Origin of the sequence: Streptococcus gallinaceus (assembly GCF_024170225.1) — a bacterium.
Lineage (GTDB): Bacteria > Bacillota > Bacilli > Lactobacillales > Streptococcaceae > Streptococcus > Streptococcus gallinaceus.
Window position 1 is genome coordinate 51,274 of record NZ_JALJXU010000005.1, and the last position, 24,160, is coordinate 75,433.

Consider the following 24,160-nt stretch of genomic DNA (forward strand, 5'->3'; position numbering starts at 1 on the left):
GATGACAAAAACTGCTTTTTTATTTGCTGGTCAAGGTGCGCAAACTGTGGGGATGGCGCGTGATTTATATGAAAAATTCTCAGTTGTGAAAGAGACGTTTGACCAAGCTAGCCAGATATTGGGTTATGATGTTCGTGACTTGATTGACCTGGAGGAGGATAAATTAAATCAAACTCGCTATACTCAGCCAGCTATTTTGACGACATCGGTGGCTATTTATCGCTTGTTGCTAGAACATGGGATTGAGCCTGATGCTGTGGCGGGCTTGTCGCTTGGAGAGTATTCGGCTTTGGTGGCTGCAGGAGCTTTGGACTTTGAGACAGCCTTGGTCTTAGTTGCTAAACGCGGTGCTTTTATGGAAGAAGCCGCTCCCACAGGTAGCGGAAAAATGGTTGCAGTGCTCAATGCAGATGTAGCCTTGATTGAACAAGTTTGTCAAGAAGCATCGAATCTAGGTGTTGTTAGCCCTGCAAATTATAATACCCCTACACAGATTGTGATTGGTGGTCAAGTAGAAGCTGTCGATGAAGCGGTGAGATTATTGAAGGAGGCCGGAGTCAAGCGACTGATTCCTCTCAATGTATCAGGCCCCTTCCACACTGCTTTGCTTGCACCAGCTAGCCAGCAATTGGCAGAGGAATTAGCTAGTATTCACTTTGCAGACTTTCGGGTTCCTCTAGTTGGCAATACGGAGGCAGAAGTCATGGAAGGCAATCAGATTGCTGATTTGTTGGCCCGTCAAGTGATGGAGCCTGTGCGCTTTTACGAGTCGATTGCTTGCTTGAAAGAACTCGGTATCGAGCAATTTGTAGAGGTTGGACCTGGGAAGGTATTATCTGGTTTTATTAAAAAAATTGACAAAACGTTGCCAGTTTATCAAGTGGATGATGTGGCAAGTTTTGAAACTCTTTTAGGAGGATGGAATGGAAATTAAGAATAAAAATGTATTTGTAACGGGGTCAAGTCGTGGAATAGGTCTAGCGATTGCTCACAAATTTGCGAGTCTCGGTGCTAATGTCGTTCTAAATGGTCGCTCTGCCTTGTCAGAAGATTTGCTTGGGCAATTTGCTGACTACGGCGTTAAGGTTGTTGGAATTTCAGGAGATATTTCAAGTAGTGCCGATGCCAAGCGTATGGTGGCAGAAGCGATCGAGGCTTTGGGGTCAGTAGATATCTTGGTCAACAACGCTGGTATCACAAAAGATGGCATGATGTTGCGAATGACAGAAGAAGATTTTGAATCGGTATTGAAAGTGAATCTGACAGGTGCATTTAATATGTCGCAGGCGGTTTTGAAGCCGATGACAAAGGCACGCGAAGGAGCCATTATCAATGTATCCAGTGTGGTGGGCTTGATTGGGAATGCAGGCCAGGCCAATTATGCGGCTTCTAAGGCAGGGTTGATTGGATTTTCTAAGTCCTTGGCGCGTGAGGTTGCTGGACGAAATGTGCGGGTCAATGTGATTGCCCCAGGTTTTGTGGAATCAGATATGACAGCTGTATTGTCAGATAAAATCAAAGAGGCGATGACGGGGCAAATCCCGATGAAGCGTTTTGGTCAACCGGATGAGGTTGCAGAGGTTGCAGCCTTTCTAGCTCGTCAAGAATATCTGACAGGACAAGTTATTGCCATTGATGGCGGAATTTCCATGTAGGAAAAGTAAAAAGCAGAGGAGAAGAGTATGACACAGGCGAATCGAGTTGTGGTAACAGGATATGGTGTGACATCACCAATTGGACATACACCAGAAACATTTTGGGAGAGTCTTGCGACAGGTAAGATTGGAATTGGTCCAATTACAAAATTTGACACAAGTGAGTATAATGTTCGTAATGCAGCAGAGTTGAAGGATTTTCCTTTTGACAAATACTTTGTAAAAAAAGATAGCAACCGCTATGATAACTACTCGCTGTATGCACTCTATGCAGCGCGTGAAGCTGTTGCCAATGCGGGTCTGGATACGGAGCAAGTGGACCATGACCGTTTCGGAGTGATTTTATCGACTGGTATCGGCGGGATTTTGGAAATTGAAGAGCAAGTTGCTCGTATGAATGAAAAAGGTCCAAAACGTATTCGTCCGATGGCCCTTCCTAAGGCCTTGCCCAATATGGCGGCTGGAAATATTGCCATGGCCGTCGGTGCTAACGGTACATGTAAATGTGTTATCACAGCCTGTGCTTCTTCTAACGATGCACTTGGTGAAGCTTTCCGTGAAATCAAGTTTGGTTTTCAAGATGTGATGCTAGCGGGTGGGGCAGAAGCGGCCATTACGCCCTTTGCAATTGGTGGATTCCAGGCATTGACAGCCTTGTCTACGACAGAGGACCCAGCTCGTTCATCAATCCCATTTGACAAAGATAGAAATGGCTTTATCATGGGTGAAGGTTCTGCAGTACTGGTCTTGGAAAGTTTGGAGCATGCACAGAAACGTGGTGCGACAATTCTAGCCGAAATCGTGGGCTATGGAAATACCTGTGATGCCTATCATATGACTTCCCCACATCCAGAAGGATTGGGTGCGATCAAGGCTATGAAATTAGCAGTATCAGAAGCAGGCATTACTCCAGAAGATGTGGATTATATCAATGCACATGGAACGTCTACACCGGCCAATGAAAAAGGTGAAAGCCAAGCGATTGTATCGGTATTTGGGACTGAAACGCCAGTATCTTCTACAAAATCCTTTACAGGACATTTGTTGGGGGCAGCAGGTGCGATTGAGGCTGTGGCAACGATTGAAGCAATCCGTCATTCCTATGCACCGATGACAGCTGGGACCCAGGAATTATCAGACGATATTGAGGCAGATATTATCATGGGCCAAGGTCGCGACATGGATATTCGTTATGCCATTTCAAATACCTTTGGTTTTGGTGGGCACAATGCGGTTGTTGCCTTTAAGCGCTGGGAGGACTAGATGAATATTTCAGAAGTGAAAGACTTGATGAGTCAGTTTGATGGCTCATCTTTGCGAGAATTTTCCTATCGAAATGCAGAAGGGGAATTGACCTTCAGCAAAAATGAACATGGACCAGCTCTTGTTCCAGAAAAAGTTGTCACACCTACTCCAGTTCAAGAAGTTTCCGTTGCAAGTGCACCAGTTCCACCAGTAGCAGCTGCGGAGGAAAACACACCATTTGCTGCAGAAGGAGAACTTGTCGATAGTCCGTTAGTCGGGGTGGCCTACCTTTCTCCATCTCCAGACCAAGCAGCTTTCGTGTCTGTGGGCGATACGGTTAAAAAAGGACAAACCTTGCTTATCATTGAAGCAATGAAAGTCATGAATGAAGTGCCAGCACCTCGTGACGGTGTCGTGACAGAAATTGTTGTCGCCAACGAAGCTGTGGTTGAATTTGGACAAGGATTGGTACGCATCAAATGATTGATATTACAAAGATTAAAGAAGCTCTGCCCCATCGCTATCCCATGCTCTTGGTCGACCGTGTCTTGGAAGTGTCGGACGATGAGATTGTTGCCCTTAAAAATGTGACCATTAACGAACCCTTTTTCAATGGACATTTTCCAGAATATCCAGTCATGCCAGGTGTTTTGATTATGGAAGCCTTGGCACAGACGGCTGGTATCTTGGAATTATCCAAGGATGAAAACAAGGGCAAGTTGGTTTTCTATGCGGGCATGGACAAGGTTAAATTCAAAAAACAAGTTGTTCCAGGAGACCAGCTCATCATGACGGCTAAATTTGTCAAGCGTCGTGGGACGATTGCAGTGGTCGAAGCCAAAGCAGAAGTGGATGGCAAGTTAGCCGCTTCTGGGACCTTGACTTTTGGCATTGGAAATTAGAAAAGGAGAAAATCAGCCATGTTTCGTAAAATTTTGATTGCCAACCGTGGTGAAATTGCAGTGCGCATTATTCGTGCTGCTCGGGAATTAGGAATTGCGACGGTGGCGGTTTACTCAGAAGCAGACAAGGAAGCCTTGCATACGATTTTGGCGGATGAGGCTATCTGTGTTGGTCCGGCTCGTTCAACAGATTCCTATCTCAATATGCAGCAGATTATTTCTGCAGCGGTTGTGACAGGGGCGGAAGCCATTCATCCGGGATTTGGTTTCTTGAGTGAAAATTCCAAGTTTGCGACCTTGTGTGAAGAAGTTGGGATTAAATTTATCGGACCGTCAGGCAAGGTCATGGACACCATGGGCGACAAGATCAATGCGCGTGCAGAGATGATTGGTGCGGGTGTGCCTGTTATCCCGGGCTCTGATGGAGAAGTTTATACGGCAGACCAAGCCTTGAAAATCGCTGAAGAGATTGGCTATCCGGTCATGCTGAAAGCTTCTGCGGGTGGTGGAGGAAAGGGAATTCGTAAGGTAACGGCTCCTGAAGATTTGCGACTAGCCTTCGAGTCCGCTTCACAAGAAGCCCAAGCTGCATTTGGCAATGGGGCTATGTATTTGGAACGAGTTGTCTATCCTGCACGCCACATTGAGGTGCAGATACTGGCTGACCAGCATGGGCGGGTTATTCACTTGGGAGAGCGCGATTGCTCACTCCAGCGGAATAATCAAAAGGTTTTGGAAGAAGCACCATCGATTGCGATTGGGCAAACGATGCGAGACAAGATTGGTCAAGCAGCTGTTCGGGCGGCTGAGGCTGTTTCTTATGAAAATGCTGGGACCATTGAGTTTTTATTGGACGAAGAAAAGGGTGAATTTTACTTCATGGAAATGAATACCCGTGTCCAAGTAGAGCACCCTGTCACCGAATTTGTCACGGGAGTGGATATTGTTAAAGAGCAAATCAAAATTGCTGCTGGCGAGAAGTTGAGTGTATCGCAGGAGGATATTGTCATCACAGGACATGCCATCGAGTGCCGTATCAACGCGGAGAATCCAGCCTTTAACTTCGCACCTAGTCCGGGTAAGATTAAGGGGTTATTCTTGCCGGCTGGTGGTGTTGGAGTGCGGGTTGACTCGGCTATGTATACCGGCTATACGATTCCGCCTTTTTATGACTCTATGATTGCCAAGGTCATCGTTCACGGGGAAAATCGCTTTGAAGCCTTGATGAAAATGCAACGCGCCCTCTATGAATTGGAAATTGAGGGAGTTACGACCAATGTTGACTTCCAGTGGGAATTGATTTCAGATAAGCGTGTGGTGGCTGGAGATTATGATACAGCCTACTTGATGGAAGAATTTCTTCCAAATTACCGTAACAAATTAGAAGAATAAAGGAGAAATCATGGCCTTGTTTTCGAGAAAGGATAAGTATATCCGTATCAATCCGAATCGTTCAACGATCCAAGCTGGTCCGCAAGCAAAGCCAGAAGTACCAGACGAGCTATTTATCAAATGTCCAGGCTGTAAAAAGACAGTCTACCAAAGGGATTTTGGAGCAGCCAAGGCCTGCCCTGCTTGTAGTTATACCTTCCGTATCTCGGCTTATGAGCGGATGGATTTGATTGTGGACAAGGATAGCTTTGAGGAGTTATTTACGGGTATCCAGACTAAAAATCCATTGAATTTTCCCGGTTATATGGAAAAATTGCAAGCAACTCAGGAAAAAACGGGTCTAGATGAAGCTGTTTTGACGGGTCTGGCTAAGATTGATGGACAAAAAGTAGCGATCGGGGTCATGGATGCCAACTTTATCATGGCTTCCATGGGGACAGTGGTCGGTGAGAAGATTACGCGTCTGTTTGAACTTGCGACCCAAGAGCGACTTCCTGTGGTCTTGTTTACCGCTTCGGGTGGGGCACGCATGCAGGAAGGGATTATGAGTCTCATGCAGATGGCGAAAATTTCAGCTGCTGTAAAGCAACATTCCGATGCGGGACTCTTTTATCTGACCGTTTTGACCGATCCGACGACGGGTGGGGTTACAGCTTCTTTTGCTATGGAAGGAGACATCATCTTGGCAGAGCCCCAGACCTTGGTCGGCTTTGCAGGCCGTCGTGTAATTGAAAATACCGTTCGAGAAAATTTGCCAGATAATTTCCAGAAGGCTGAGTTTTTGTTGGAACACGGCTTTGTGGATGCTATTGTCAAGCGGCAGGAGTTGCGCCAGACGATTGCTGGTTTATTAAGAATACACGGAGGTGCTTATGAGTGATATTGTCAATATAATTCGTCAAGCCCGTGATCAGGGGCGTTGGACTGCCTTGGATTATGCAGAACATATCTTAGATGACTTTATCGAATTGCACGGAGACCGTCATTTTCGGGATGATGGTGCTGTGGTTGGTGGTGTAGGCCTCCTTGGCGGTAGTCCGGTGACCGTTGTTGGCATCCAAAAAGGGAAAAATCTACAGGATAATCTCAATCGAAATTTTGGTCAACCGCATCCAGAAGGCTATCGAAAAGCCTTGCGACTCATGAAGCAGGCTGAAAAATTTGGTCGTCCAGTTATTACTTTTATCAATACAGCCGGTGCCTATCCAGGTGTTGGTGCCGAGGAGCGTGGTCAGGGAGAAGCCATTGCCCGTAATCTGATGGAAATGAGTGACCTCAAAGTGCCGATTATTGCTATTATTATCGGTGAGGGAGGCTCTGGCGGCGCACTGGCTCTGGCGGTTGCTGATCGCGTTTGGATGCTGGAACACTCTATTTATGCTGTGTTGAGTCCGGAGGGTTTCGCCTCTATTCTCTGGAAGGATGGCGGTCGAGCCATGGAAGCAGCCGAGTTGATGAAAATCACTTCTTATGAGTTGTTGAAATTGGATATCGTTGACAAAATTATTCCTGAACATGGTAAATTTGCTCGGGAAGTTGCCGCAGCGATAAAAGAAGAATTGATTGCCGAATTAGCTCATCTGAAAAACCAGTCAGTAGAGGAGCTGTTGTTGGATCGCTACAAGCGCTTTAGAAAATATTGATACCCACATCTGAGTTTATAGTTTGAAAGATGGACGCTGGTATCGTGAGGAAGTTGGATGGCTGCATCCGGCTTTTTTTGTTTTTATAAGCGATGAAAAAATTGTATTGAGCAAGCATTAGCAGATGGTAAAATCGGCTGACATTCTGGTATTTAGCCAACCAGTTCGGTCTTCATTTTTCTATATTTTTAGATAATAAAAGCCCGAATAGTTCATTTTTATATTCTTAGAATTCAAGAAAACGTTTGCGTCAATGTGTTTGATTTTGTATAATGGTTATGAAAACGATTTCAACACTATTATTTTGGAGGAATATATGAAAGGATTCAATCACCAACAAGGGGCACAGCCTGAACGTCGTCAGTACTTTGGTATCCGTAAATTAAAAGTAGGTGCCGCATCTGTGACTATTGCGACAGCCTTATTTTTAGGGCTAGGAAGTGTGCAAACGCATGTGTTAGCTGAAGAGACAGGGGCAACAACTGAGCTTGTACAACCAGCTACGACATCGACAGATACACCTGAAACCGTAGCTCCAGCACCGACAGAACAGCCCTCTGTTTCAGTAGAGTCGGTCGTAGAGGAATCTGTGCCCACCACACAACCCGCAGCAACAAACTCTCCGAATGCGCCAACAGCCGAATCAGTAAAACCAGAGGAAGATGCGGCTCCAGCAACGGCATCTGAGCCAGTTCCAGCTCAACAAACTAAGGAGAATGAGCCATCTTCTGCCACAACAGAAACACCAACTACAAGCCCTGAAGAGGCAGTAGTTGCCCAACCAAGCGAAGCAACAACGGCAGATAAAGCAGCTGCTACTCAGCCAGTTGCTACAGCAGCAGAAACGTCAGTAGCAACATCGAAAACAGCAGATCCTATCGCTGAGAATACCCTTCGGATGCATTTTAAGACTTTGCCTGATGGAGAGGTGTCATCACTCGGATTATGGACATGGGAAGATGTGGAAACACCTTCAGATAAGGTCGGTAGTTGGCCAAATGGTGCGACGAGCCTTGCAGCAGCTAAAAAAGATGACTATGGCTACTACCTTGATGTCAAGTTAAAAACAGGAGCGCGCTCGAAAGTAGGCTTCTTGATTAACAACACCAAGGGCGATAATTTGACAGGTGATAACTTTGTCGAATTGCTCAATCAACAGACCAATGAAGTCTGGGTTGGGGCTAATAAGAAAGTCTCCTATTATGAGCCGCTTGCAGAAGGCAGTATCCGTATCAATTACTTACGTAGCGATAAAGATTATGCCACAAAATACTTGTGGTTGTGGGGAAGTGCGGATTCATCGGTTACCAAGCAACAAGGCGACTGGCCAGATGGTGTCAACTTTAAAGGTGTAGGTCAATACGGTGCTTATCTTGATGTCAAACTCGCAGACTTAAAAGAACTAGGCTTTTTGATTCTGGACGAAAGTAAGACTGGTGATGCTGTCAAGGTGCAACCAAAAGATTACGTATTTAAAGATTTGAAAAACCACACGCAACTGTTTGTGCGAGACGATGATCCAACCATCTATACCAATCCCTACTATGTCAACAATGTTCGCATTACAGGTGCTCAACAAGTGAGCCCAACGACCATTGAAGCAAGCTTTACAACACTCTCAGATACCGATAAGGAGACCATTTTGAAAAACTTGACTGTGACTTCTAAGGATAAAACAGTACAGCCAATTACAGATGTAACAGTAGACGAAAAAGCAAACAAAGTGACCATTACTGGCCAATTCGACCAAGCGTCAGGGCCATTTACCGTCACCTATCAAAAAGATGCTGTGCAGGCACGCGCAAACTGGCAGTACAAGGACAGTTTATACGCCTATGATGGTGAGCTAGGTGCTCGTGTCAAAGAAGCAGGTGCCAAGGTTGATATGACCCTCTGGTCACCGAGTGCGGACGCCGTTTCTGTTGTTCTTTACGACAAACAAGACCAAACTAAAGTAGTTGGTAAGGTCGCTATGACCAAAGGAACCAAGGGTGAATGGACAACGACGCTATCAGCAACAACTGCTTTAAATATTCCTGATTTCCGTGGCTATTACTACCACTATGAAATTACGCGCGGAGATCAGTCTGTTCTGGTCTTAGACCCTTATGCGAAGTCATTAGCAGCTTGGAATAGCAGTCTTGCTGATAAAGGACCATCTTACAAGGTGGCTAAAGCCGCTATCGTTGATGTGGCAGCGATTGGTGAGCAGAATCTTGGTTTTGCTAATATCAAAGGTTTCACCAAACGTGAAGATGCAGTCATCTATGAAGCGCATGTGCGCGACTTCACGTCAGACGAAGCCATTTCAGCTGAACTCAACAATCAGTTCGGAACCTTTGCTTCATTTGTAGAGCGCCTGGATTACTTGAAAGATTTGGGTATCACGCATGTGCAGTTGCTCCCAGTCATGAGCTATTACTTCGTCAATGAATTGGCTAATAAAGAACGCTTGTCAACCTACAGCTCAAGCAATACCAACTACAACTGGGGTTATGACCCACAAAACTACTTTGCCTTGACAGGTATGTACTCAACCGATCCGACAGATCCTGCAAAACGCATTGAAGAGTTTAAAAACTTGGTGAATGAAATTCACAAACGTGGTATGGGTGTGATGTTGGATGTGGTGTACAACCACACGGCTAATGTTGATATTTTTGAAAATCTTGAGCCAAACTATTACCATTTTATGGATGCTGATGGTACTCCTCGGACATCATTTGGTGGTGGCCGCCTTGGAACCACTCACTACATGAGCCGTCGTGTTTTGGTTGATTCGATTAAATACTTGGTGGAAAACTACAAGGTTGATGGTTTCCGATTTGACATGATGGGTGACCATGATGCAGCGGCTATTGAAAAAGCCTTCAATGAAGCAAAAGCCATTAACCCTAAAGTGATTATGTTAGGTGAGGGTTGGGTGACTTACCAAGGCGATGAAAACATGCCTGAGCAACCAGCAGACCAGTCCTGGATGTCCAAGACTGATACGGTTGCGTCCTTCTCTGATGACATTCGAAATACCTTGAAATCTGGCTATCCAAATGAAGGCTCACCAGCCTTTATCACAGGTGGAGCGCGTGATGTGCTTTCTGTCTTTAAGAATATCAAAGCGCAGCCAACCAACTTTACCGCAGATGATCCAGGTGATGTGATTCAGTACATTGCAGCCCATGATAATTTGACCTTGTTTGACATCATCGCTCAGTCCATCAAAAAAGACCCAGCCCTTGCGGCAAATAATGCTGAAATCCACCGTCGTCTTCGTCTTGGAAACTTGCTGGTCTTGACTGCACAAGGAACACCGTTTATCCATTCAGGACAAGAATACGGTCGTACCAAACAGTTCAGAGATCCGGCTTACAAGGGCAAGGTTGCTGATGATAAGGTACCAAATAAATCACACTTCTTGACTAATGAAGATGGCACACCATTTGAATACCCTTATTTCATTCATGATTCTTATGATTCAACAGATGCCATCAACCACTTTGACTGGACAAAAGCAACCAATGCAGAACGTTATCCAGAAAATACCCGCAGCCAAGCCTATACAAAAGGATTGATTGCCTTACGTCGCTCGACAGATGCCTTCCGTCTAGGAAGTAAGGATGCGGTCGATGCTTCTGTGACATTGATTACCGTCCCAGGCGAGAATGGTGTTGCTGAAAAAGATTTGGTGATTGGCTACCAAGTCACTGCAAGCAATGGCGATATCTATGCTGTCTTGGTCAATGCTGACGCCAAGTCAAGAACCATTGCTTTGGGAGATGCTTTCAAAGCCCTTCTAAAAGGAGAGGTCTTAGCTGATGGCAAAGAAGCAGGTATTACTGCCATTAGCAATCCAGAAGGCGTCCACTTTACGGCTGATGGTATTACCTTAGATGCCTTGACAGCAACCATTATTCGAGTGGCTAAAATCGCTCCAGCTCCTGCTGATCAGAACGGAAAATCAGCCAAGCCAGCGCCAGTACCAAATGTACCAGCAGATAAAGACGAGGTTAAAAACGTGACAAACTTGTCGACTGGAAAAGCTGATGATACGGCTGCACCAAAAGCTCAAGCAGAATCCGTACAGCCAACGAAACAAGAACAGTCTCTTCCAAGTACAGGTGATAAGAGTAGTACGGCCCTTACAGCTCTTGGAGTCGCAACTCTTCTTGCAGGAATTGGGCTTGTCAAGAAACGTCAGGACGATTAGTCATTACAAAAAAGATTGAGGTATTCCCTCAATCTTTTTTGTATGTGTTTGGAGAGTGGTCAGGCAATCACACTTTTTCTGCATCGCGATGAAAATGAAAAAAAGTCATAAAAACTTATAAAAATCAAAAAGAAAGGGTTTACATTCCAGTTTTTATGGTATATAATATTAGTAAAAATAAAGCAAACGTTTGCACAAAACGTAAAAGGAGAAAGATATGAAAAATATCAAGCAATTGTTCAGCTTCGAATTTTGGCAAAAATTCGGAAAAGCATTGATGGTTGTTATCGCGGTAATGCCAGCCGCGGGTCTGATGGTTTCAATTGGGAACTCACTTCCATTGTTGGCCCCATCAAATCATATCTTGGCGCTTGTAGCCAATGTGATTGCTCAAATCGGTTGGGGAATTATTGGAAATCTCCACCTACTCTTTGCTCTTGCTATCGGTGGTAGCTGGGCGAAGGATCGTGCTGGAGGAGCCTTTGCAGCCGGTATTTCCTTTATTTTGCTCAATCTGATTACAGGTAACTTTTTTGGTGTCAATTCTGCAATGGTGGCGGATAAAGAAGCTACCGTTCGGACTGTTTTTGGGGCAACCATTAAGGTATCCGATTACTTTGTCACTATTTTAGGGCAACCAGCCTTGAATATGGGGGTATTTGTAGGGATTATCGCCGGATTTGTCGGTGCTACAGCTTACAATAAATACTACAATTACCGTAAACTTCCAGATGCCTTGACTTTCTTTAACGGCAAACGCTTTGTGCCATTTGTTGTTATCTTCCGTTCAGCGGTTGTGGCGGTTATCCTTTCTATCATCTGGCCAGTTATTCAGTCAGGAATCAATGGCTTTGGTATGTGGATTGCCAGCTCACAAGATACAGCGCCTATCTTGGCACCCTTCCTCTATGGTACTTTGGAGCGCTTGCTCTTGCCATTCGGCCTTCACCATATGTTGACCATTCCGATGAACTACACTTCCTTGGGTGGTACCTATGAAATCATGACGGGTGCTCAAGCAGGTACACAAGTATTTGGTCAAGACCCACTCTGGTTGGCATGGGTAACAGACTTGATGAATTTCAAAGACGCTGGAAATATGACAGCCTATAATGATTTGTTGGCAAATGTCACACCAGCTCGTTTCAAAGTGGGACAAATGATCGGTTCATCAGCTATCTTGATGGGATTGACCTTGGCGATGTACCGCAATGTTGACCCTGACAAAAAGAAAAAATACAAATCAATGTTTGTTTCTGCAGCAGCTGCCGTCTTCTTGACAGGTGTTACAGAACCAATCGAATACATGTTTATGTTTGCAGCGATGCCGCTTTACATTGTCTATGCGGTGGTGCAAGGATGTGCCTTTGCAATGGCAGATATCGTTCACCTTCGTTTGCACTCATTTGGGAATATTGAATTATTGACACGTACACCGATTGCGATTAAAGCCGGTTTGGGAATGGATCTTGTCTTCTTTGTCCTTGTCTGTCTAGGCTTTGCTGTCGCAATGTACTTTATCGCAGATTTCATGATTAAAAAACTCAACCTGGCAACTACAGGTCGAAATGGTAACTATGATGACGGTGAAGGTGGAGAAGTTGCAGCAGCTAGCTCAGCAGCAACTGCAGATAGTAACTCACAAGTTGTCCAAATCATTAACCTTCTTGGGGGTCGTGAAAATATCGTTGATGTGGATGCATGTATGACACGTTTGCGTGTAACTGTCGGAGATGCTGCCAAGGTTGGTACAGAGTCCGCATGGAAAAAAGCCGGTGCCATGGGCTTGGTAACAAAAGGCAATGGTGTACAAGCCATTTATGGTCCAAAAGCAGATGTACTGAAGTCAGATATCCAAGATTTATTGGATTCAGGTACCGTTATTCCAATCGTGAATGTCGAAACTGGTGAGCCAATTACAGCAGTTCCTGTAGCAGCCTTTAAGGGAATTACAGAAGAGATTCAGACTGTTGCAAATGGGTTGGTAGAAGAATTATCAGTTGTCAAAGACCCAGTCTTCTCAGAAAAAATGATGGGAGATGGCTTCGCAGTTGAGCCAACAGATGGACAGATTGTCGTGCCTGTTGCTGGTACCATTACAACGATTTTCCCAACCAAACATGCTTTTGGAATGGTCACAGACAGTGGTCTGGAGGTCTTGGTACATATTGGCTTAGATACGGTATCTCTTGAGGGGCATCCGTTTGAAGTGCACATTGCGGAAGGTCAAAAAGTGCAAGCAGGAGACTTGGCAGTAGTAGCAGACTTGGATGCTATTCGTCAAGCTGGAAAAGAAAACAGTGTGATTGTCGTCTTTACAAATATGATGGAGATCGAATCTGTCACACTCGAACAAACAGGTCAACAAACCATTCATACAACAGTGGCAAAAGTTAGCTTGTAACATATAAGAAAGTTGGGACGAAGTCAGAGAACTTGGTCCCACTTCCTTATTTAGAAGGAGAGGTCTATGGCAAAATTAGTAACAATCAATACGCATTCGTGGATGGAAGAAAATCCGCTGGAAAAACTTGAGCAATTGGCTCAGGCCATTGTCAAAGAAGACTATGATATCATTTGCCTACAGGAGGTCAATCAAGAAATTCATTCTGCCCTAGCTCCGCAGCTCGATGGTTATTGTGAAATCAAAGGAAGCCCTGCTATCCACGAAGACCACTATGCTTTGAACTTGGTGCGTCGTTTGAAGGAGTATGGTAGAGACTATAATTGGTCCTGGGCCTATAATCATATCGGCTACGATCGTTACCATGAGGGCGTAGCTATCTTGGCGAAAGCAGAGCTGGCTCCACAGGCAGTTCTCGTTTCGAATGCGGACGATGAGTACGATTACCACACTAGGAGAGCCTTGGTTGCAGAGACTATTTTAGAAGGTAAAAAAGTGCAGGTGGCAAGTCTGCATCTATCTTGGTGGGATAAAGGCTTCCAGGAAGAATGGGGCCGCCTAGAAGGCGTTTTAGTGGCACAAAAGCTCCCCGTCATCCTTATGGGAGATTTTAACAATCCACAAGGTAATCAAGGTTATAAAAGGATAATGGACAGCCTCTTGTCTCTTCGAGACAGTCATGTAGCGGCCGAGGAAGTGGTGGGAGACCATACTATTCAAGCGGATATTGATGGTTGGGAAGGTAATCAACAGCTGCTAAAGGTTGATCATGTATTTACGAACCTAGACCTCCCCATCAAGAAATCAATAGTTGTCTTTGATGGGAAAGAATCTCCAGTCATCAGCGATCATTTTGGAGTGATGGTGGAAATCACACGATAGAAGGAGAGAAAAATGGCAAAGTGTTTGACCTTGAATGCTCATTCTTGGCTGGAAGACATTCCCCTAAAACGCTTATTTGACATAGCAGAGCACATTCTCGAGATGGATTATGACATTGTTTGCCTGCAAGAAATCAATCAGCTAAGAACGAGTCCTGTTGCAAAAGAGTTGCAAAATTATATTCCGATAGCAGAGACGCCGCCGATTCATGAAGACAACTACGCCCTGTACTTGGTCAATTATCTGAGAAACCATGGCCGCAATTATTACTGGTCCTGGGCCTATAACCACATTGGTTACCAAGATTTTCACGAAGGTGTGGTGATTTTATCCAAGACTCCTTTTGAGGCGCAGGATATACTGGTTTCGGATTTTGATGATGAGACCAATTTTCATACGCGGCGTGTCCTAGTCGCCCAAATGGAGTTGGACGGTGTCCCGGTTACGGTGACGAGTCTCCACCTTTCTTGGGAGGGGCGAGGATTTGAACCAGAATGGCAGCGATTGGAGCACTATCTTCAAGGATTTTCTACGCCATTATTGTTGATGGGAGACTTCAACGCTCCGACTCATAGCGATGGTTATAGTTTGATTTTGGAGAGTTCTTTGGGCCTGCATGATTGTCACGAAACGGCCGTCCATTCGCAGGGAGATCACACTATCGTTGCAGATATTGATGGCTGGGAGGGCAATGAAGATGCCTTAAAGGTGGACCACATCTTTGCTAGCAAGGAGTTGGAAGTGAAGACGTCATTCGTATCCTTTGATGGGGGAAATGCACCGGTTGTGAGCGACCACTATGGTATAGCCGTTGAAGTTGGATGGGTATAGACAAAAAAGAAAAGTCTAATCTTGAACATTCCAAGATTAGACTTTTTAGTTATCATTGATTAGTTAGGTGCGATAACCTCAGCTCCTCCCATGTAAGGACGAAGCACTTCAGGAATGGTTACAGAACCATCGGCATTTTGGTAGTTCTCAAGAATAGCAGCAACTGTGCGTCCGACTGCAAGACCAGAACCATTCAATGTGTGGAGAAGTTTAACCTTGCCATCTGCTTCATCACGGTAACGGATTTGGGCACGACGGGCTTGGAAATCTTCTGTGTTTGAGCAAGAAGAAATTTCACGGTAGGCATTTTGGGCTGGAATCCAAACTTCCAAGTCGTAGGTTTTAGCAGCTGAGAAGCCCATATCTCCTGTACACAAGGCAAGAACGCGGTATGGCAAGCCCAGTTTTTGGAGGATATTCTCAGCGTTGGCAGTCATTTTTTCCAATTCTTCGTATGACTCTTCTGGTTTGGCAAATTTCACCATTTCAACCTTGTGGAATTGGTGCAAGCGAATCAACCCACGTGTGTCACGTCCTGCAGAACCAGCTTCTGAACGGAAAGATGGGCTCATAGCGGTGAAGTAGATTGGCAATTCTTTGCCGTCAATGATTTCATTGCGGTAGTAGTTTGTCAATGGGACTTCAGCCGTTGGAATCAAAACGAATGGACGTTCTTCGTCGTTGATTTCAAAGGTATCTTCTTTGAATTTTGGATATTGACCAGTACCAAACATAGAATCGCGATTGACCATGTAAGGAGTGATCATTTCAGTGTAGCCTTCTTTAGCGTGCTCATCCAACATAAAGTTGTAAATAGCGCGTTCCAAACGTGCTCCAAGACCCTTGTAGAAGAGGAAACGAGTTCCTGTGACTTTAGCCCCACGTTCCCAATCGAGGATGTCCAGGTCTTCTCCCAAGTCCCAGTGTGCTTTAATATCGAAGTCAAATTCACGAGGCGTTCCCCAACGGCGAACTTCAACGTTTTGTTCCTCGTCAGCACCGACAGGAACAGTATCGTGTGGTGTGTTTGGCAAGACAGTGATGATGTTTTGCAAGGCTTGGTCGATGTTTGCGAGTTCAGCGTCGACAGTCTTGATGTCGGCTGATACTTTTTGCATGGCAGCGATTTGCTCGCTAGCATCTTCTTTGTTACGTTTTGCTTGGGCAATGGCAGCTGATGACAAATTGCGTTCTGCTTTTAATTCTTCAGACTGGACCAAAAGTTGGCGGCGTTTGGTATCGAGTTCTTTGATTTCTGTTAATGTTTCTTGAGCGACACCGCGAGTGGCTAATTTTTCAGCAACGGCATCGAAGTCTGTACGAATGCGTTTCAAATCAAGCATAATATTCCTCCATAAAAACAAAACACCCTAGCTATCGTTGGAGTGCGCATGCACGGTTCCATCCAACTTCACCAAGGTGCTCTTAATTGACTATTTAATTTGTATCGAACGGTAGAATTTCACAGCATCTCTTTACCTGCTCACAGCGACCGCAGGCTTTCTGGAAAAGGGAAAGCTCTTACTTATCCGTTTGAATTATTATACTCTATTTACTTTTTTTTGGCAAATAGATTTGTCATTTTTTGTCCAATTGTTTGGACAAGCGTTGGTAATTTCACAACCTTATCGTTTCCAATATGCTGGCGCGCAACTTTTAAAATCTTCCCAGAGTCTTTTGAGGCAAAGAGGAATTTTCCCTGATCAGTAAAGATTTCAAAGTGACGGCTCACTTTATTTCCAGTGACATTGGCACCGATTTGGTCGATGGAGTCCCAAGGGATTTGGATGTAATCTTCTACATTTTTATCGTTGTAGAATTCAAGACCGTTATTCCCCAGCAAAAATTTCCCTACCTTGCCACCGATTGCTAAGTAAGAAACACCGGTTGTTGTTAGTTCTACAGTCGAATTGATAGATTGTGCCATATTGTCTCCTTTGTTAGTATTATAGCAAAAGAGTTTCCTTTCGGAAACTCTTTTTGGTCTTACATGATGTGAGCCAAACGAGCCAAGATACCAACTGCAAAGAGTGCAACGATGATAACGATTGGAGAAACTTTTTTCTTAAGCAACCACATGCAGAGGAATGTCAAGAGAAGTCCAGCCAAGCCTGGAATCAATGAGTTCAATTGCGCTTGAAGTGTGTTTGCTTTTTCAGGAGTCAAGCTCAATCCGCTGAGGGCATCTCCCAAGATACCTTGCAATTCAGCACCAGTTACATTTCCTTTAGGGAAAGCAATATATGCTCCTTCAGAAAGTTTTGTAGATGGCAAGTTAACAGTGAAGTTGATAGATACCCAACGTTCTACCAAGACCGCCAAGATAAACATACCAAGGATTGAAGCACCTTTTGTGATGTCTTGGAGGATACCACCAGACAAGTCTTTCGTGATTTCTTTACCTGATTTATAACCAAACTCTTGTGTGTACCAAAGGAAGGCCATACGGATTGCATTCCACAATACGAAGAAGAGGATTGGACCCATGATGTTACCTGATTGTGCAAGAGAAGCACCAAGTGCACCAAGGATAGGACGTACTGTAAACCAGAATACTGGGTCACCGATACCGGCAAGAGGTCCCATCATACCGATTTTCACACCTTGGATAGCTGTGTTATCGATTTCAGTACCGTTTGCTTTTTCTTCTTCAAGGGCAAGGGTTACACCGATGATAGGAGCAGCTACGTATGGGTGTGTGTTGAAGAATTCCATGTGGCGCTCAAGGGCAGCAGCACGGTCTTCTTTAGTAGTGTAAAGTTTTTTCAAAGCTGGGATAAGTGCGTATGCCCAACCCATGTTTTGCATACGTTCATAGTTCCAAGAACCTTGAAGGAAGGTTGAACGCCACCAAACTTTTTGACGGTCAGATTTTGTTAATTTCAATTGTTCAGTCATTTGTCTTACCCCTTTCTAATAGTCTTCTAAGATGTCACCGATTGGGTCACCTGATGCTACAGTAGCTCCACCATTACCACCTTTTTTAGAAAGGTTAATGTAGATGATAGCAATAGCAACACCGAGAACACCAGTCGCGATCAAAGTAAGTTGAGTCAAAGCGGCAAAGACAAAACCGATTGCAAAGAATGGCCATACTTCACGAGTTGCCATCATGTTGATAACCATTGCGTAACCTACGGCAACGACCATGGCACCACCGACTTGCATACCACCGTTGAGCCATTCTGGCATTTTTTCAAGAATGCTTTGTACAGCTTCTGATGGGATAGCAAGAAGCAATCCTGCAGGAATAGCAATACGCAAACCTTGCATTGCAAGAGCGATCAAGTGGAAGCGTTCGATTGCTGCGTAGTTACCTTCTTTGGCAGCCTTGTCACCAGCGTGAACAAGGGCAGTTGACAAAGTACGTACGATCATTGTCAAGAAGAGACCAGCAACGGCAAGAGGGATAGCTGATGAGTAGGCAAAAGTGATCCCTTTCATTGTGAAGTCGCCACCTTTTACCATGATGATAGCAGCTGCAACAGAAGCCAAGGCTGCATCGGGCGCAACGGCAGCACCGATGTTAGCCCAACCAAGAGCTAACATTTGAAGTGTACCACCAAGGATAACACCGGCTTCAAGATGACCTGTTACAAGACCGATGAGGGTACATGCAATCAGCGGTTGGTGAAATTGGAATTGGTCGAGGATACCTTCAAGACCAGCCATGAAGGCAACGAAGATGACCAAAATCATAGAAATAATTGAAATATCCATAATCAATCATAATCCTTTCATAAATGGGTTTCTGTCAGGGAAACGTTTGAATCTGACAGGAAAATTTTTCAAATAGCTTATTTGACGTTTGCTTTGTTGATCAAGTCAAACAAGTCTTTTTTAGAGTCATTTGGTACTTTACGTACATCGAATTGAACGCCGAGGTCACGCAATTTTTCAAAAGTTGCAACGTCTTCTTTGTCCATAGACAATACGTTGTTAACCATTGTTTTACCAGTAGAGTGTGCCATTGAACCAACGTTCAATTCACCGATTTGAACACCACCTTCAATGGCTTCGAGAGCTTCTTGAGGTGTTTCAAACAAAATGAGTGCTTGTGTTTCGCCGAAACGAGGGTCCTTCGCAACTTCAATCAATTTCTTGATTGGAACAACGTTTGCTTTGACACCGTTTGGAGCTGCTTGTTTGATCAAGCCTTTACGCAATTCGTCTGCAGCTACTTTATCAGAAGCTACGATGATACGGTTTGCTTTTGAAGCAGGTGTCCAAGCTGTCGCAACTTGTCCGTGCAAGAGACGTGTGTCGATACGAGCAAGATTGATTTTAAGCTTGCCATCACCGATAACAGTTCCTTCTGGAATCGCAGCTTGTTTCACTTGAGGTGCAGCAACAACGGGTGTTTCAACAACTGGTTCCAATTCTTCAGGGAGCACTTTCACGCCATCGCGTGCTTCTTTGAGAATATTTGCAGCAACCTGTTCCGCACCTGCAGAAGCATCCATCATGCGTTCTGTGTAGGCTTGGATTAACATTGGTAGGTTGAGACCTGTAAGGATGACAATCTTGCGCTCTGGGCGTTCACCAGCAAGGCGACTTGCTTGGTTAAATGGAGATCCACTCCAAAGATCGGCCAAGACCAAGACTTCGTCATCACCGTTAAATGCGTCAATAGCGGCGTTGAACTTAGCATAGAGGTCATCTGGTCCTTCACTTGGCATAAAAGTAACAACTTGTACTTTTTCTTGTTCGCCAAAGATCATGGAGCCAGACTGATGAATGCCAGCAGCAAACTCGCCATGACTTGCAATAATGATTCCAATACTCATTATTGATCCTCCTAAATATATTTGATTTGAAGAGTTAACTATAATAAAATTGTTCTCTTCTAAACATACATTATTATAAACCGCTTACAGAGACTTTGTCAATCCTTTATTATAGGAAAATGGAACCGGTATCAGAAAATGCATAGTTATACTTGTTAAATCATTAAGCAAAATTTAAGGATATATTATGGAAGATTTAAGGTAACTTCCGTATCATTGAAGCAACAAAAAAAGAAAGAGAAAAAATATGAAACCTAGTAAAATAAAGATGAAAACAAGTATGGTTCTGTTGTTATCGACACTTGTCCTGACGGCATGTAGCCATGGTTCGGCTACGAGCAAGACCTCTTCGACGACAACTTCAAGTAGCGCCACAACGAGTCAATCGGCTGTAACAACGACGGATTATTTCAAAGAATCCGATTATGATACAAGTTACGATGAAAAAACGGCTTCTACCATTCAGTTATCTGGCTCAACTGCCAAGGTTTCTGGGGACGGTGTGAGTGTGTCAGGTTCTACGGTAACGATTGCATCGGAAGGAACCTACATTATTTCTGGTAGTTCTGAAAATGTGCAAATTGTCGTGAAGGCGGCTGATACAGCCAAAGTCCATCTTGTCATAAAAGATGTTACGATGACGGGTGACAAGTCTCCTATCAAGGTGGAAGAAGCTGATAAGGTGACTATGACCTTGGCAAAAGACTCGAAAAATACCATTTCTGACACAGCCAACAACTCGGATGCAGACGCAGATGCGGCTATCTTTTCTGCAAGTGATTTGGTCATGAACGGAGAAGGAAGTCTGACTGTTAACGGTAAGTCTAAAAATGCGATCAAAGCCAATGACGATTTGCGTATCACAGGCGGGACTTACACGATTTCAGCAGTGAAACACGGCTTCAATGTTAATGATGCACTCAATATCACCAATGCGACAGTAGAAGTAACTGCTTCAGAAGATGCACTTCATTCGGACAATGATAAGGATACCAGTCTGGGCAATATCTACCTAAAAGATGCGACTATCACTGCTACAGCTGGAGATGATGGCATTCACGCTTCAAATAATCTAGTCATTGACGGAGGAAAAGTAACAGTTGGTGATTCGAATGAAGGTTTGGAAGGTGCAGCTATCCATATTATTAGCGGGAAAATTGATGTAACAGCTAAGGATGATGGTATCAATGCAGCGAATTCCTCTAGAAACTCGGGTATTTACTTAACTATTGACGGCGGGACAATCAATGTGACAGCAGGTGGTGACGGATTGGACTCCAACGGTGATTTGACGGTCAATGGCGGAACCTTATTTGTCAGCGGTGCCCCAGATAATGGCAATGGCGCGCTAGATTATGACGGCATCGGAAAAATTACTGGAGGAAATGTCTTTATCGTTGGTTCGGCTGGTATGGCCATGGGATTTGGAGAAGATTCTAGCCAGGCTTCTATCATGGCAAGCATCAGTGGCAAAGCTGGTTCGACCATTACAGTGAAAGATTCGTCCGGTAAGGTTTTGGCGACCTATACTGCGACACAAGTCTTTGAAACAGCGTTAGTCAGCTCCTCTGCCATCAAAGAGGGGGAAACCTATACGGTAGAAGTTGATGGACAATCCACTACAGCAACAGCTAGCCTAACGACTCAAACAGTTGGTGGCATGGGCGGGGGTCCTGGCGGCGGGGGTAGCCGACCTGGTCAACGGTAAAATCAAAAAAACTCAGATGTCAATCTGAGTTTTTTAGTTATAAGAACAATCGCTCTAATTCTCGAGCAACGCCATCTTGATCATTAGTGAATTCGGTCATGCGGTCAGCATGTGGGATGAGGGTATCGCTGGCATTTTTCATAGCATAGCCTGTTCTAGCTAATTGCAGCATTTGGACATCGTTGTGTTCGTCCCCAAAGGCGATAAGATCAGCAGCCTCCGCTTGATAATGGTCCAATAAATACTTTAGAGCAGACGCTTTAGTGACACCTTTGGCACAGGTTTCAAGAATGCTGAGCGGGCCACCCCAAGTGTTGATTTCGAGCTCGTTCTTGAACAAGGTACGCATCTCCTTGGCAAATTCATGGCGGTCCTCAGCGCGTGTATGCATGAGGATAGAATGCGGGTCGCTTGTAATCAATTCGGGCTTAATCAGTGTATCGGGTGTAATTTGTTCTACTCCCATTAAACTAGGGTGGATTTCGTTCAAGTGATCTTGGGTGATGAAAAATTTATTTTTGTATTCACCAGCGATGAAAATAGCCTGAAATTGTTCTTTGTATTTCAAAAAATCAATCAAGTATTGCTTATTAATCAGGATATTTTGCTCCCACTGCCATTTTTTCTCAGGAATGTGCACCAGGGAACCATTGAAGTTAATCATCGGGGTATCTAGGCCTAGTTGCTGGTAAAACTGATGCGCCATGCGGTAAGGGCGACCTGTTGCAATAATCACGGTGTGGCCAGCATTTTTTACGTTTTGAATGGTTTGAATCGTGTAGTCACTTAGTTGACTTTGGTTATTGAGAAGAGTGCCATCTAAGTCCAAGGCAATCATTTTTTTCTTCATTAGGAACTCCTTTAACTTTCCTAACAGTATATCAAAAATCGTCTAAAATAGAAAGTAAATAAAAAAATATAGGGAATTATTGTTGAAAAAGTGAATTATTTAGAGTATAATTTAAATATCGTTCGTAAATAAAGGAGATTTTTAGAAAAATGGAACGTTTTTTTAAATTAAAAGAATACGGTACAACCGTATCTACTGAAATCATGGCAGGTTTGACAACTTTCTTTGCTATGAGTTATATCTTGTTTGTCAACCCATCTATCTTGGGTGCAGCAGGCATGCCAACAAAAGCTGTTTTCTTGGCCACTATTATCGCTTCAGTTATTTCAACTATGTTCATGGGATTGTTTGCAAATGTACCTTACGCCCTTGCACCAGGTATGGGGCTGAATGCATTCTTCACCTATACAGTAGTTTTTGGTCTTGGCTTTACTTGGCAAGAAGCCTTGGCCATGGTTTTCCTCTGTGGTTTGTTTAATATTTTTATCACAGTGACCAAAGTCCGTAAAAGTATTATTAAGGCTATTCCAATTAGCTTGCAACATGCTATCGGTGGTGGTATTGGTATTTTCGTAGCCTATCTTGGTTTTAAAAATGCGAATATTATCAATTTCTCAGCATCAGCTGGCGATATTGTTTCTATCAATGGTACGGCTCCTGCTTCAGCAGATTTGTCAAATGGTGTGACATCTGTTGCGGCGAACGGTGGAGTGGTTCCAGCTATTTCTGCCTTTACTGATCCAGCAGTTCTTTTAGCTGTTATTGGCCTTCTTTTGACGGCAGTGTTGGTAATTAAAAATGTCCGTGGTGCCATTTTGATTGGGATTGTAGCAACAACTTTGATTGGCATCCCTATGGGTGTTGTTGACTTGTCTGCTATCAGCTTTACAAATGACATGGGTTCAGCTTTTGGTGAATTGGGGACAACCTTCCTCGCAGCCTTTGGCGGTATGAAGTCCCTCTTTAGCGACAGTAGCCGTTTGCCATTGGTACTCATGACCATCTTTGCCTTTAGTTTGTCAGACACATTTGATACGCTTGGTACCTTTATCGGTACAGGTCGTCGTACAGGTATCTTCTCAGCAGAAGATGAAGCCGCTCTTGAAAATTCATCAGGTTTCTCTTCAAAAATGGACCGCGCTTTGTTTGCTGATGCCATCGGTACATCTATTGGAGCTTTGTTTGGTACGTCAAATACGACAACTTATGTCGAATCAGCTGCAGGGATTGCAGAGGGTGGTCGTACTGGTTTGACCGCTGTTTCAACAGCAGTCTGCTTCCTTCTTTCCATTCTTCTCTTGCCGCTTGTTGGGATTGTACCCGCAGCTGCTACAGCGCCAGCCTTGATTATCGTTGGGGTGATGATGGTGTCTTCTTTCCTTGATGTGGACTGGAGCAATTTCGAAGATGCGCTTCCGGCCTTCTTTGCAGCCTTCTTCATGGCACTTTGCTACTCTATTTCATACGGTATTGCTGCAGCGTTTATCTTCTATTGCTTGGTGAAAATTGTTAAGGGTCAAACAAAAGAAATCCATCCAATTTTATGGGCAGCAACTGCAATGTTTATTTTGAACTTTATTATCTTGGCCATTATTTAGTTTGGCTCTAAACCGTCGCTTGTCGACGGTTTTTTCTTTTGTGCAGAAAATGACAAACA

General features: G+C 44.3%; 20 protein-coding genes. 14 read left to right on the forward strand and 6 right to left on the reverse strand.

From position 1 onward, the window contains the following. Position 1: 1 nt before the first annotated feature. The 12 genes from fabD to J2T50_RS07050 all read left to right on the forward strand — a co-directional run bounded on the left by fabD (position 2) and on the right by J2T50_RS07050 (position 15,158). A complete protein-coding gene (gene fabD, locus J2T50_RS06995; RefSeq protein ID WP_253365126.1) occupies positions 2-934 on the forward strand; it encodes an ACP S-malonyltransferase in 933 nt (310 codons plus the stop codon). Further along, complete coding sequence (fabG, locus tag J2T50_RS07000; RefSeq protein ID WP_253365128.1) at positions 924-1,655, forward strand: 3-oxoacyl-[acyl-carrier-protein] reductase; 732 nt, start codon at positions 924-926, stop codon at positions 1,653-1,655. The genes fabD and fabG overlap by 11 nt, the downstream gene beginning before the upstream one ends. A 27-nt stretch (positions 1,656-1,682) precedes the next feature. Further along, positions 1,683-2,918 (forward strand): beta-ketoacyl-ACP synthase II, encoded by a 1,236-nt coding sequence (fabF, locus tag J2T50_RS07005; protein ID WP_253365130.1) that lies wholly within the window; start codon positions 1,683-1,685, stop codon positions 2,916-2,918. After that, the gene (accB, locus tag J2T50_RS07010; RefSeq protein WP_253365132.1) at positions 2,919-3,383 is read left to right on the forward strand and encodes an acetyl-CoA carboxylase biotin carboxyl carrier protein; all 465 of its coding nucleotides are present in this window, start codon (positions 2,919-2,921) and stop codon (positions 3,381-3,383) included. After that, positions 3,380-3,802: a 3-hydroxyacyl-ACP dehydratase FabZ gene (gene fabZ / locus J2T50_RS07015; RefSeq protein WP_253365134.1), complete on the forward strand. Its 423-nt coding sequence runs from the start codon at positions 3,380-3,382 to the stop codon at positions 3,800-3,802. The genes accB and fabZ overlap by 4 nt, the downstream gene beginning before the upstream one ends. Before the next feature lie 18 nt (positions 3,803-3,820). Continuing rightward, positions 3,821-5,194 carry an acetyl-CoA carboxylase biotin carboxylase subunit gene (locus tag J2T50_RS07020; RefSeq protein WP_253365136.1) on the forward strand — a complete coding sequence of 458 codons (1,374 nt, stop codon included), beginning with the start codon at positions 3,821-3,823 and terminating at the stop codon, positions 5,192-5,194. A 10-nt stretch (positions 5,195-5,204) separates the two neighbouring features. Beyond that, entirely contained in the window at positions 5,205-6,074 is an 870-nt protein-coding gene (accD, locus tag J2T50_RS07025) for an acetyl-CoA carboxylase, carboxyltransferase subunit beta (RefSeq protein ID WP_253365138.1), read from the forward strand. Then, entirely contained in the window at positions 6,067-6,837 is a 771-nt protein-coding gene (locus J2T50_RS07030) for an acetyl-CoA carboxylase carboxyl transferase subunit alpha (RefSeq protein ID WP_253365140.1), read from the forward strand. Before accD ends, J2T50_RS07030 begins: the two co-directional genes overlap by 8 nt. Before the next feature lie 316 nt (positions 6,838-7,153). Further along, complete coding sequence (locus J2T50_RS07035; RefSeq protein ID WP_253365141.1) at positions 7,154-11,041, forward strand: pullulanase; 3,888 nt, start codon at positions 7,154-7,156, stop codon at positions 11,039-11,041. A 217-nt stretch (positions 11,042-11,258) separates the two neighbouring features. Further along, a complete protein-coding gene (locus tag J2T50_RS07040; protein WP_253365142.1) occupies positions 11,259-13,445 on the forward strand; it encodes a PTS transporter subunit IIBC in 2,187 nt (728 codons plus the stop codon). Between the two features lie 66 nt (positions 13,446-13,511). After that, a complete protein-coding gene (locus J2T50_RS07045; RefSeq protein ID WP_253365143.1) occupies positions 13,512-14,327 on the forward strand; it encodes an endonuclease/exonuclease/phosphatase family protein in 816 nt (271 codons plus the stop codon). Between the two features lie 12 nt (positions 14,328-14,339). Further along, positions 14,340-15,158 carry an endonuclease/exonuclease/phosphatase family protein gene (locus J2T50_RS07050; protein ID WP_253365144.1) on the forward strand — a complete coding sequence of 273 codons (819 nt, stop codon included), beginning with the start codon at positions 14,340-14,342 and terminating at the stop codon, positions 15,156-15,158. A gap of 59 nt (positions 15,159-15,217) precedes the next feature. Here J2T50_RS07050 and serS read toward each other — a convergent pair whose 3' ends face one another. The 5 genes from serS to J2T50_RS07075 form a co-directional block, all read right to left on the reverse strand. Next, positions 15,218-16,501, reverse strand: coding sequence for a serine--tRNA ligase (gene serS, locus J2T50_RS07055; RefSeq protein WP_253365145.1), 1,284 nt, complete (start codon positions 16,499-16,501; stop codon positions 15,218-15,220). A 209-nt stretch (positions 16,502-16,710) separates the two neighbouring features. Continuing rightward, the gene (locus J2T50_RS07060) at positions 16,711-17,085 is read right to left on the reverse strand and encodes a DUF956 family protein (protein ID WP_253365146.1); all 375 of its coding nucleotides are present in this window, start codon (positions 17,083-17,085) and stop codon (positions 16,711-16,713) included. Between the two features lie 59 nt (positions 17,086-17,144). Further along, the gene (locus tag J2T50_RS07065; RefSeq protein ID WP_253365148.1) at positions 17,145-18,056 is read right to left on the reverse strand and encodes a PTS system mannose/fructose/sorbose family transporter subunit IID; all 912 of its coding nucleotides are present in this window, start codon (positions 18,054-18,056) and stop codon (positions 17,145-17,147) included. A gap of 15 nt (positions 18,057-18,071) precedes the next feature. Beyond that, positions 18,072-18,881, reverse strand: a complete 810-nt coding sequence (locus J2T50_RS07070) for a PTS mannose/fructose/sorbose transporter subunit IIC (RefSeq protein WP_253365348.1) — start codon at positions 18,879-18,881, stop codon at positions 18,072-18,074. A gap of 74 nt (positions 18,882-18,955) precedes the next feature. Then, positions 18,956-19,945, reverse strand: a complete 990-nt coding sequence (locus J2T50_RS07075; RefSeq protein ID WP_253365150.1) for a PTS sugar transporter subunit IIB — start codon at positions 19,943-19,945, stop codon at positions 18,956-18,958. Between the two features lie 247 nt (positions 19,946-20,192). Between J2T50_RS07075 and J2T50_RS07080 the strand changes: the two genes are divergently transcribed. Then, positions 20,193-21,653, forward strand: a complete 1,461-nt coding sequence (locus J2T50_RS07080) for a carbohydrate-binding domain-containing protein (protein ID WP_253365152.1) — start codon at positions 20,193-20,195, stop codon at positions 21,651-21,653. A gap of 37 nt (positions 21,654-21,690) precedes the next feature. Here J2T50_RS07080 and J2T50_RS07085 read toward each other — a convergent pair whose 3' ends face one another. Next, complete coding sequence (locus tag J2T50_RS07085) at positions 21,691-22,503, reverse strand: Cof-type HAD-IIB family hydrolase (protein WP_253365154.1); 813 nt, start codon at positions 22,501-22,503, stop codon at positions 21,691-21,693. 149 nt (positions 22,504-22,652) lie between these two features. Between J2T50_RS07085 and J2T50_RS07090 the strand changes: the two genes are divergently transcribed. Next, a complete protein-coding gene (locus J2T50_RS07090; protein ID WP_253365156.1) occupies positions 22,653-24,101 on the forward strand; it encodes an NCS2 family permease in 1,449 nt (482 codons plus the stop codon). Positions 24,102-24,160: the final 59 nt, after the last annotated feature.

Excerpts from the sequence above, each read along its gene's own strand:
- J2T50_RS07075 (WP_253365150.1), bottom strand. The coding sequence starts at position 19,945 with ATGAGTATTGGAATCATTATTGCAAGTCATGGCGAGTTTGCTGCTGGC.
- J2T50_RS07030 (WP_253365140.1), top strand. The coding sequence starts at position 6,067 with ATGAGTGATATTGTCAATATAATTCGTCAAGCCCGTGATCAGGGGCGT.
- fabZ (WP_253365134.1), top strand. The coding sequence starts at position 3,380 with ATGATTGATATTACAAAGATTAAAGAAGCTCTGCCCCATCGCTATCCC.
- J2T50_RS07065 (WP_253365148.1), bottom strand. The coding sequence starts at position 18,056 with ATGACTGAACAATTGAAATTAACAAAATCTGACCGTCAAAAAGTTTGG.
- J2T50_RS07080 (WP_253365152.1), top strand. The coding sequence starts at position 20,193 with ATGAAACCTAGTAAAATAAAGATGAAAACAAGTATGGTTCTGTTGTTA.
- J2T50_RS07045 (WP_253365143.1), top strand. The coding sequence starts at position 13,512 with ATGGCAAAATTAGTAACAATCAATACGCATTCGTGGATGGAAGAAAAT.
- fabF (WP_253365130.1), top strand. The coding sequence starts at position 1,683 with ATGACACAGGCGAATCGAGTTGTGGTAACAGGATATGGTGTGACATCA.
- J2T50_RS07040 (WP_253365142.1), top strand. The coding sequence starts at position 11,259 with ATGAAAAATATCAAGCAATTGTTCAGCTTCGAATTTTGGCAAAAATTC.
- J2T50_RS07050 (WP_253365144.1), top strand. The coding sequence starts at position 14,340 with ATGGCAAAGTGTTTGACCTTGAATGCTCATTCTTGGCTGGAAGACATT.
- fabD (WP_253365126.1), top strand. The coding sequence starts at position 2 with ATGACAAAAACTGCTTTTTTATTTGCTGGTCAAGGTGCGCAAACTGTG.
- serS (WP_253365145.1), bottom strand. The coding sequence starts at position 16,501 with ATGCTTGATTTGAAACGCATTCGTACAGACTTCGATGCCGTTGCTGAA.
- accD (WP_253365138.1), top strand. The coding sequence starts at position 5,205 with ATGGCCTTGTTTTCGAGAAAGGATAAGTATATCCGTATCAATCCGAAT.
- J2T50_RS07060 (WP_253365146.1), bottom strand. The coding sequence starts at position 17,085 with ATGGCACAATCTATCAATTCGACTGTAGAACTAACAACAACCGGTGTT.
- J2T50_RS07020 (WP_253365136.1), top strand. The coding sequence starts at position 3,821 with ATGTTTCGTAAAATTTTGATTGCCAACCGTGGTGAAATTGCAGTGCGC.
- fabG (WP_253365128.1), top strand. The coding sequence starts at position 924 with ATGGAAATTAAGAATAAAAATGTATTTGTAACGGGGTCAAGTCGTGGA.
- J2T50_RS07090 (WP_253365156.1), top strand. The coding sequence starts at position 22,653 with ATGGAACGTTTTTTTAAATTAAAAGAATACGGTACAACCGTATCTACT.
- J2T50_RS07035 (WP_253365141.1), top strand. The coding sequence starts at position 7,154 with ATGAAAGGATTCAATCACCAACAAGGGGCACAGCCTGAACGTCGTCAG.
- accB (WP_253365132.1), top strand. The coding sequence starts at position 2,919 with ATGAATATTTCAGAAGTGAAAGACTTGATGAGTCAGTTTGATGGCTCA.
- J2T50_RS07085 (WP_253365154.1), bottom strand. The coding sequence starts at position 22,503 with ATGAAGAAAAAAATGATTGCCTTGGACTTAGATGGCACTCTTCTCAAT.